Origin of the sequence: Bacillus sp. V59.32b, assembly GCF_003429085.1 — a bacterium.
GTDB lineage: Bacteria > Bacillota > Bacilli > Bacillales > DSM-1321 > Peribacillus.
In genome coordinates this window covers 78,768-88,271 of sequence record NZ_QVTC01000013.1, presented here as the reverse complement: position 1 = coordinate 88,271, position 9,504 = coordinate 78,768, and the positions used below count along the sequence as shown (strand labels likewise).

The window sequence follows — 9,504 nt, the reverse complement described above, 5'->3', positions numbered from 1 at the left end:
CCAAATAAAAAAATAACTGCAGGCAAACTCGATTTCATCCAGTTTGTCTACAGTCTGAAACGTCTAAGCTCAATGCTTAGACGTTTTTTTGGATATAATTTTCATCTTAGAATACAGTTTTTTTAATTCCGTAAATAATTGACTAAGCTGAACAAAGGAGTGGTAAAGGGCCGGTCTGGAGAAGATAAAGCTTAATCTCTCTTCCGAGTTAACAGGTTTGTAAGAAAACCCCTCCAGCTTATCTTTCCAGTCCCTTAAACCAACAGGACCATTATGCATCCAAAATAAAATGGACAGATAAATAGAAAGCCCTTCTTTCATCAGCTCTTCTGCTTCCTGTGCTTTTCTTTCCGCAAATAGGCCGCCTGCCTCTGCCTGGATTGCCTCCCACTGGCAAAGGAGCTCCTCTATCGGCTTCCCGGGATCTTCCCATGGGCGATAACCGTCCAAATCGTTCCAATATAATAACTCGTAAGAAAAAAATGGAGCGCCTCGCGTAATGGTCCATTCCTTTAACAAAACTGGAGACAGCTTAGCTTCATCTGCCGAAAAAAACAGCGAAGATTTCATCTCCATTGGAATTTTACATGTGAAAAACCCGCTCATTTCATTTCTTTCCTTTTCATGCGCTTCTGCCCTTCCCTGCACAACTCGAGAAGCGGACATGTTTCGCATTTGGGAGATTGGGCTTTACAATGATATCTTCCAAAAAAGATTAAACGGTGATGGGTGACAGACCATTCCTCTTTCGGAACCTTTGCCATCAGCGTTTTTTCAACTTCAAGGACACTATCCTTCCACTTGCAGATACCGAGTCGTTTGCTCACTCTTTCCACATGGGTATCGACAGCAATTGCTGGTATGTCGAAAGCAACGGACACGACTACGTTTGCGGTTTTTCTTCCGACCCCGGGCAGTTTGGTCAGTTCGTCGCGGTCTCTCGGAACATTCCCGTGATAGTCTTCAATAATCATTCGCGAAAGCTTTTGGATATTCTTTGCCTTATTGCGGAACAAACCGATGGAACGGATGTCCTGTTCCAGCTCTTCGATCGGCACATTTATGTAATCCTCAGGCGTTTTGTACTTTTCAAATAAATTTTTCGTTACCTTATTGACTAACACATCCGTACATTGGGCCGACAGCGCCACAGCGACAACCAGTTCAAACGGATTCGAGTGGTTTAATTCACAATGGGCATCCGGAAACATTTCCCCTATCGTATCAAGACACTTACGAATTTGTGCTCTATTAAGCATAGCCTTACTCCTTTAAACGTACATCACTGTTCCAGCCAGTTATAAAATGGAACATCCTTTGAGGCGGCGGCATGTTCAGCTTTTCTTTCTCGCCTTTGATGCATCCTGAATTTCTCTCCGTGATTCTTCGCCTGTTCAAGCGTTTTAATGCCGTTCTTTTTCCATTCAAACAAAATGCGGTCAATATAACGGAAATTTAATTTTCCTGATATTACACTTTCCCGTAATGCAGCTTTAATAATATCAGGGTGGTGGCTTTCTTCGATCCACATTGCCAGGGTTTCACATTCAAAAGGCGAGAGTGGCCGTCCAAATTCGTTCTCGAATATGGTATAGAGGCTCTCACTATCAGCAGCAGCCTGTACATTTTCCGTTTCCTGCATCGTTTTCAGGAAGCAATCAATCATCTTCCCATACAACGGTTCTATCGAATATTTCTCATGGCGAATGGAATCAGCGTACTCCTCTTCAATTTCAATGAAACCTCTTTGAATTAAGCGCTGAATCATAAATAAACATTCTGACTCCCCAAAAGTCATCCGTTCAGCGATTTCATCCGGAGTAGGGAAGCTGTTCCCCTTTTCAAGGAAATTCTGGAGCTGCAATAAAAGCATGACTTCCTGTTCGTTAAGATTCATCAATTTATAGTTACTAAAAAGAAAAGAAGGAATTGTCATCGTGCCTTCCTTCATCCATGTAAATAGTTTGTCCTTTATCATTTTAAGACACCTCAACTTAAGTATAACATGAAAGTAACCGACGGATTAGTGCTAAATGAGATGAAAGTTTTTACAGCTACAGAAATGGCAGGCTGGCTACTAAAATAAAATATCGGCTACAAAAGTCAGTGTTGCAGTACTAAATCAATATTTCCGCTACTAAAATCCAGGGCGGCTACAAAAGCAGTATTCCAGACAAAAAGTAATTCTGATAAAATCCGAGTTTGGATAACAAATACGCCAGATCGGATAATACGACTCTCGATAATAAATGCCGAGTAGTTAAAATTAAAACATTTATGCGTTCTTTAGTTATAAAGAAAACTCGCCGACTAGCCGCAGATGCACTTATGAAAGTGTAAAAAAGAACGGCCATGCCCTCCTCCGGGCAAAACCGTTCCTTTACGATATTTAAATGATGTTCGTCACGGGTATAGTCGGTTCAGCAAGCGAGGGAATGGAATCGTTTCACGGACGTGCTCCACGCCGCTGATCCAAGCGACGGTCCGCTCTAAGCCAAGCCCAAAACCGGAATGCGGCACAGAGCCGTACTTCCTTAATTCAGAATACCATTTATAAGCTTCCTTGCTCAGCCCATGTTCTTCAATCCGCGTTGCAAGCAACGCATGATCATGGATACGTTCAGAGCCGCCAATGATTTCCCCGTACCCTTCCGGAGCGATTAAATCGGCGCAAAGCACCACTTCTTCGCGATCAGGGTCCGGCTGCATGTAAAATGGTTTAATCGATGTTGGATAATGGGTGATGAATACAGGTTTTTCATAGCTTTCGGCAATGGCGGTTTCATGGGGTGCACCAAAATCATCGCCCCACTGAATATCATCAAATCCTTTTTCATGCAGGAATGTAATCGCCTCATCGTACGTAATGCGCGGGAATGGCGCCTGTATTTGTTCGAGCTTGGACGTATCGCGACCAAGTGTATTCAGCTCCAGTCCGCAGTTTTTCAAGACGGATTGAATGATATATGAAACATACTCCTCCTGGACCTCGAGGTTTTCCTTGAATTCATAAAAGGCCATCTCCGGTTCAATCATCCAGAATTCAATCAAGTGCCGTCTCGTTTTTGACTTCTCTGCACGAAATGTCGGGCCAAATGAAAATACTTTACCCAGAGCCATCGCTGCTGCTTCCATATATAGCTGTCCGCTTTGGGATAGATATGCGTCCTCGTCGAAGTATTTTGTCGCGAACAGCTCTGAGGTTCCTTCAGGTGCACTGCCTGTTAAGATAGGCGGATCCACTTTCACAAACCCCTCATTATTAAAAAATTCGTACGTTGCCCTGATAATTTCATTGCGGATTTTCATAACCGCATGCTGGCGTTTGGAACGCAGCCATAAATGGCGGTTGTCCATCAAGAATTCAGGTCCATGTGCCTTTGGCGTAATCGGATAATCCACTGCTTCATGAATCACTTCAATGTTTTTGACAAGCAGCTCGTAACCAAACGGGGAACGTTCGTCCCTTTGAACGATTCCTGTTGCGTACAGCGAAGATTCCTGTGTCGCGGATTTTGCGCGCGCGAAAATTTCTTCGCCGACATCTTCCTTCACGACTACACCCTGAATGAACCCTGATCCATCCCGAAGCTGTAGAAATGCGATTTTCCCGCTAGACCTTTTGTTGGCTAGCCAGCCTCCGATCGTGACTTCCTGATCAATGTATTTGTTTACTTCTGCAATGGTAATTTTCATTAAATATTTCCCTCCAAATGGAGAAAAGACAGCTTTTTAAGCCATCTTTCCTTCTACAAACTTATGGATTCTTTCGACTCCTTTTTCAAGCTGGTCAAGGGCGGTTGCATAAGATAGGCGGACATTATCCTCAGCTCCGAACCCTGAGCCGGGAACGACGGCGACCAACGCTTCTTCAAGCAATGCGTCCACAAAATCGTCAACATTATTATAGCCGGACAGTTCCGCTGCTCCTCTGACATTCGGGAACAAATAAAAGGCTCCCTGAGGCTTGAGGCAGGTCACTCCCGGTATGGCAACAAGCTTATCATAAATGATGTTAAGCCGTTCTTCAAAAGCCTGGCGCATTTTCTCCACATCATCCTGTGGACCGGCATAAGCAGCGATTGCGCCATATTGGGCAGTTGTCGTCGGATTGGATGTACTATGGCTTGCCAGATTCGTCATCGCCTTAATGATTGCTTCATTGCCTGCAGCATAGCCAATCCTCCATCCCGTCATCGAATAAGACTTGGACACACCATTAATCACGATGGTCTGCTGCTTTAATTCAGGTGATAATTCAGCGATAGATGTATGCTTTGCGTTTCCGTATATTAATTTTTCATAGATTTCATCCGAAACGATGAGGATATCATGTTCAAGGCAAACCTCACCGATCGCAAGCAGCTCTTCCCGCGAGTATATCATCCCGGTAGGATTACTAGGCGAATTGATGATAAGGGCTTTCGTCTTTGTGGTAATGCTTTTTTCAAGCTGTTCTTTTGTCAGCTTAAAATCGTTCTCTTCTTTTCCCTCTGCATAAACCGGAACCCCTCCGGCCAGCTTAACCTGTTCCGGGTAGCTTACCCAGTAAGGGATCGGTACGATTACTTCGTCGCCTTCATCCAGGATCGCCTGAAACAACGTATAAAGAGCATGTTTTGCGCCTGAAGTCACGATGATTTCAGAAGCCTTAAACCTAAGGCCGTGATCTCTTTTCAACTTGTCCGCAATCTCTTCTTTCAGTTTAGGTAGACCGGCAGAAGGTGTATATTTCGTCTGTCCTTCATTCATCGAGCGGAGTGCTGCTTCGATGATATGCTGTGGCGTATTGAAATCAGGCTCCCCTGCACCAAGTCCGATCACATCCTGCCCCTGCGCTTTAAGCTCTTTTGCTTTAGCAGTGATGGCCAGCGTTGAAGATGGCGTTAACGCCTGCACGCGGCTAGCTAATTTCATGAAAAAATCCTCCATTCTATATGCTTCGATAATATTTAAGCCATTCCCCTGTCTTGAAATCGTAGTAGGCATAATTATACCGTTTCGATTCATCAAGATATGTCACTTCCCAAAGCGGTGTGCTGTTTTCCAAGCCCGGTTTTATGGAAATGATTTTTTCTGGATTCAATTTCTTTACGGCTAATTGCTGAATTTCCTGTTTAGGTATTCCATCCTTGTAATTTTCCGTGACTGGCTCATTTTTGTTATCATTTGGCAGCCAAACGATCTTTTTCTCGCCGGCTTCCGTATCGCCAATCACCACGTGATAGGACTCCAATCCGTTATAAATATAAAATTCGTCCATCGTGATAAGTCCGCTTTCTTCTTTTGCAGATTGAAAGGCTTCCTTTTTGGCATCATTCTTTGGCCCTAATGCGTTTATGTAGGAGCCTGCTGCAATGCCGAAAATTAAAAACACAACGATGGCAGAAATAATCAACCATTTTTTCAAGGTACAGTCACTCTTTCTATGTACGATAGATCGTAAATATCGCTTTTTCTTGGTCTTCAGAGTCGAGCGCAAGCCCAAACATTAAGTCTTTTTCCTTCAAAGTACGGTTCAAGGCATCGACAATTTTATACAAATCAGGCGAGTTCTCAATCGTAACCGTCGAAAGCACTTCAATTTTGCTTTCCATCCGTAATTCCTCCAATAAAAAAACTATCTTTTTTTGTTCGTGACGTTTCACATTACCATTATAACAGCTTGACTATGTTTACGATAATATTTCTTCGTTTTTAAGCCAATATCTTTATCAGGGTTTCGTATGCTTCAATTCTTTGTATGAACGAAATTCTTAATCGGAAAAATTTCGTGGTTGTTTTCCGTAAATTTCGCTGTCACTGTACCCTGCTCGGCGGTATTGAAAACCTCGATCCACAGTTCGTGAAATTTCTGGATCATCTCTTTTTCAGCCTTTTTTTCATAACGCTCATGAAGAATCACCGCCTGGGGATCTAGATGTTTCGCAACATCAAACGACAATCCCTTAACAGGCGCCTTAATAAGATGAATACCTGAAGCATCTACTTTCATTAACTTATTTTTTAGTTCTTCAGACGATGATGTTATGTAGAGAAGTCGTTTATCATGGATCTTAATCAACAAATCCAGTTCAGACCTGTCCGTATCATTTTCATGGACCACACTGATTTCAATTTCATTCAAAACCATGTCTTTCGATTGCTCGCTCCAAGAGCTGATTTCTACTTCAGGAAAATCGTTCAGAGCAGAACGAACATCTTCCTGCGTTTTCTCTCCAGCAATGACTCTTCTAATGTCATAATCAGCAACAATGTCCTGTAAATTCTCTGCGGGCTTGGTCAGGATAACGGCATCGATTTTTTTCACATCATAAAGCCTAAGCCATGCTTTCAATTCCACAGCCTCAGCAGCTCCTGTATTAATCAAGATTGTCGAATCTTTTCCTTGAATGATAGCCGTTTCCCCTTGATCCAAAGCAAAGAAAGTCATGGCGTATTCGTTATCTGTCAAGTTTAAATCGATTTTTTCTATTTCTTCAGGTATTGCAGGTTCCTCATCCAAACCTGACAGCAATCCGGAAATTGCCATAATCAACGAAAAAATCAGCTTCACTGTGAACCCTCCGCCTAATCAATCTATACCCATAGATTGCCTATATTAGCAGAGAGTTATAACCAATCCTTGATTTTTTCTTCCATTTCATGTAAGCTGGCTTCCTCCCAATCAACCTTTGGCACCGCCGAAATGAACTCTTCTCCATATCGGCTAGTAGCAATCCTGCGGTCCAGAACAATGAATACCCCTTTATCATCCATCGTTCTAATCAATCTTCCAAAGCCTTGACGAAATCTAAGGACTGCTTCCGGCAACGAATGTTCCGAAAAAGGGTTTCTACCCTGACTTTTCAGAATTGAGCTTTTTGCCGCCGTTATAGGATCGTCAGGCGGCGAAAAGGGAAGCCTCACCAACACAAGGCAGGAGAGTGCTTCACCGGGTATATCAATGCCTTCCCAAAGGCTTGTTGTCCCAAACAACAGCGCTTTTTCATAGCTTTGAAAATTTCTGAGCAATCTCATCTTGCTTCCGCCCGTTATGCCTTGGGCAAGCAGAGTGAATTCTTCAAGCATCCCCGATTCTTTCACCTTTTGATACGTTTTCGTAAGCATGTCGTAAGAAGTGAATAAAACCATCATCCTGCCGCGGGCTGCCTTCGCTGCAGCAACAAGATGCGCGGCGGCGGCCTCGATAAACTCTTCCTGGGAAACGGCATTGATATCAGGCATTTCACTTGAAATGAACGCCTTCATGTTCTTCTCATAATCAAAAGGAGAAGGATAGATTTCACTTTTAATATCCAGGTCTTCAATACCGAGCTGTCTTTTAAAATAGCGGAACATTTTTCTAACCGATAAGGTCGCCGATGTCATTACAACGCTTTTTTGGGAAACAAAGAAGGTTTCCCATAGAAGTCTGCCGGCTGAAACGGGTCTTGAGGCTAAAGAAAGTCCGTGATGCGGCGCTGTTTTCGTATAATCAAGCCAGTAAATGGATGAGCTTGAGGGATGAATGAAGAATTCCTCTATCGTGCTACTTACTTCTTCAAGGCTATGAATCAGCAGCTCCAATTCATTGAGAAAAAATAAAGAATTTTTCCCTAACGATTCAACTTCCTTTAAAGCAGCCACCCGTTCACGCAAACCTTTAGTAAGTATGGATAAAAGATCAATCAATCTCTCAGCAAGCATGGAAACCTGCTTCCATTCTTCACTTTCCTTTACCTTCAAAGCCATGCGCTGAGGGATGGAATTTGCCAAATGCTTTTCTGCCCTGCTTGCGAGCATATAAAACAATTGCTCGAACTCGTAAAGAAAATCAGTGAGAGGCTGCTCTATAGCAGCCGCAGAGAGTTTGTTTTGCCGGGTCATTTTTTCAAGGCGGTACAACATCTGCTTCTGGTCATATGTCCCTAATCTGTTTAAGAGCGTTTTTACGGATATATAATCGAGCTTTTTTCCAAGGTATCTGGAAGCTGACTGCTCTAAATGATGCGCTTCATCTAAAATGATATATCCTTCGTTCGGAATGATTCGATCCTCCGAAAGCAAATCGGCCATCAAATAGGCATGATTTGTAACGATAATATCCGCTGTTTCCGCAACTCTCCTGGCCCTTTGATAAAAGTCGACAGCTTCCCAAGGCTGGAGCAATCCCCTATAGGTGTAATCATCACTCTGGAGCCTTTCCCAATACGCCTGGCCGCCACTCGATAGATTCAATTCATCCTTATCGCCTGTTTCCGTTTCGGTGAGCCAGACGAGGATCTGCATTTTGGCAAGGGCAGTTTCGTAATTATCATCTTTTTGGCGCAGTGCCCGCTCGAATTTGGCCAAGCTTAAATAGTTGCTTCTTCCTTTCAATAAAACCGCAGTGATCGGAAACGGGAGCATTTCTTGGATTTTTGGCACTTCCTTTTGCAGCAGCTGTTCCTGTAGCTGAATCGTATAAGTTGAAACAACAATTGTTTTATGATGCCTTTTCGCAAAATAGGCAGCCGGAAAAAGATAGCCTAAGGATTTCCCAATACCCGTACCCGCTTCAATAATTGCGTGGCGGCTTTCCTGAAATGACTCATAAATGGTGTCCATCATCTTAAGCTGATCTTGCCTATAGTCCAAGTCCGGTCCCAATATCCGCAGTTTATCCATATCGTTCCCCGGATAACTTGCCGTTACGTCTTCATCGTATGTATGGTTGCGCCTCGTTTTTTTCATTGCAATGCCGCGGAACGATTCGATATCAAGCCGTCGCTCCTCTTTTTTTGTTAGCTTTTCGGCAATCAGTAAATCTAATAGGTCGGAAATTTCGCTTTTTAACGAAAAAGAAAGCTTATACAGCTGTTTTAGTGTGTTTAACGGAAGGGATTGAAGTTTCTTTTTCAATTCCAGAAACAAGAGCGCCGTTACATATGCATCGCTGTCGGCACGGTGGGGGCGGTCATGTTCAAGATTTTCTTCCTTGGCAAGCTGATTCAATTTATACCCGTCAGAGGTCGGCTTGGTTATTTTCGCCAGCTCTACCGTGTCAATCGTCGATCCGTAAAAGCCGGCGTAACCGCAGCGTTCTAATTCTTCCTGCAAAAAGGATAAATCAAATAATACATTATGGGCAACAAAAGAAGAGTCCTTTAGGAAATCAGCGATTTTTTCGGCAACCTCCTCGAAGGCAGGAGCACCCTTAACCATATCATTCGTTATTCCGGTAAGCTCTTCAATAAATATCGGAATATCCTGTTTTGGATTGATATAGCTCGAAAACGTCTCCACCAATTTGCCGCCTTCAATCGCGACTCCGGCAAATTGAATGATCCGGTCGCCTCGTTTCGGAGAATTCCCTGTTGTTTCTAAATCTATCACTACAAATCGCTGCGCCATACTTAGTACACCCCAAAAACCGTCATAATCTTCGTTCACTTTTTTATACCATATCATTTTATACCTACAAATGGAACGCAGTGATTTTCAGAAAAGAAAAAACCCCTCAGATGGAGGGATCTCTTAATC

General features: G+C 43.2%; 9 protein-coding genes. All 9 read right to left on the bottom strand.

Annotated features, from left to right (window positions below):
- Window positions 1-69: 69 nt before the first annotated feature.
- A complete protein-coding gene (locus D0463_RS03605) occupies window positions 70-606 on the bottom strand; it encodes a YpoC family protein (RefSeq protein ID WP_117305169.1) in 537 nt (178 codons plus the stop codon).
- Window positions 603-1,259, bottom strand: coding sequence for an endonuclease III (gene nth / locus D0463_RS03600; RefSeq protein ID WP_117305167.1), 657 nt, complete (start codon window positions 1,257-1,259; stop codon window positions 603-605). The genes D0463_RS03605 and nth overlap by 4 nt, the downstream gene beginning before the upstream one ends.
- 23 nt (window positions 1,260-1,282) lie before the next feature.
- Window positions 1,283-1,978, bottom strand: a complete 696-nt coding sequence (locus D0463_RS03595) for a DnaD domain-containing protein (protein WP_117305165.1) — start codon at window positions 1,976-1,978, stop codon at window positions 1,283-1,285.
- A gap of 425 nt (window positions 1,979-2,403) precedes the next feature.
- The gene (asnS, locus tag D0463_RS03590) at window positions 2,404-3,696 is read right to left on the bottom strand and encodes an asparagine--tRNA ligase (RefSeq protein WP_117305162.1); all 1,293 of its coding nucleotides are present in this window, start codon (window positions 3,694-3,696) and stop codon (window positions 2,404-2,406) included.
- Window positions 3,697-3,732: 36 nt separating this feature from the next.
- Window positions 3,733-4,917, bottom strand: a complete 1,185-nt coding sequence (locus tag D0463_RS03585; protein WP_117305160.1) for a pyridoxal phosphate-dependent aminotransferase — start codon at window positions 4,915-4,917, stop codon at window positions 3,733-3,735.
- A 16-nt stretch (window positions 4,918-4,933) separates the two neighbouring features.
- Window positions 4,934-5,410 carry a cell wall elongation regulator TseB-like domain-containing protein gene (locus D0463_RS03580; protein WP_117305158.1) on the bottom strand — a complete coding sequence of 159 codons (477 nt, stop codon included), beginning with the start codon at window positions 5,408-5,410 and terminating at the stop codon, window positions 4,934-4,936.
- Window positions 5,411-5,426: 16 nt separating this feature from the next.
- A complete protein-coding gene (locus tag D0463_RS03575; protein ID WP_117305156.1) occupies window positions 5,427-5,597 on the bottom strand; it encodes a YpmA family protein in 171 nt (56 codons plus the stop codon).
- A gap of 134 nt (window positions 5,598-5,731) precedes the next feature.
- Complete coding sequence (locus D0463_RS03570) at window positions 5,732-6,556, bottom strand: ComEC/Rec2 family competence protein (RefSeq protein ID WP_117305154.1); 825 nt, start codon at window positions 6,554-6,556, stop codon at window positions 5,732-5,734.
- Between the two features lie 56 nt (window positions 6,557-6,612).
- Window positions 6,613-9,432 (bottom strand): ATP-dependent DNA helicase DinG, encoded by a 2,820-nt coding sequence (gene dinG, locus D0463_RS03565; RefSeq protein ID WP_117305152.1) that lies wholly within the window; start codon window positions 9,430-9,432, stop codon window positions 6,613-6,615.
- Window positions 9,433-9,504 lie beyond the last annotated feature (72 nt).

Coding starts and splice junctions, on each gene's coding strand:
- D0463_RS03605 (WP_117305169.1), bottom strand. CDS start 606: ATGAGCGGGTTTTTCACATGTAAAATTCCAATGGAGATGAAATCTTCG.
- nth (WP_117305167.1), bottom strand. CDS start 1,259: ATGCTTAATAGAGCACAAATTCGTAAGTGTCTTGATACGATAGGGGAA.
- D0463_RS03595 (WP_117305165.1), bottom strand. CDS start 1,978: ATGATAAAGGACAAACTATTTACATGGATGAAGGAAGGCACGATGACA.
- asnS (WP_117305162.1), bottom strand. CDS start 3,696: ATGAAAATTACCATTGCAGAAGTAAACAAATACATTGATCAGGAAGTC.
- D0463_RS03585 (WP_117305160.1), bottom strand. CDS start 4,917: ATGAAATTAGCTAGCCGCGTGCAGGCGTTAACGCCATCTTCAACGCTG.
- D0463_RS03575 (WP_117305156.1), bottom strand. CDS start 5,597: ATGGAAAGCAAAATTGAAGTGCTTTCGACGGTTACGATTGAGAACTCG.
- dinG (WP_117305152.1), bottom strand. CDS start 9,432: ATGATATGGTATAAAAAAGTGAACGAAGATTATGACGGTTTTTGGGGT.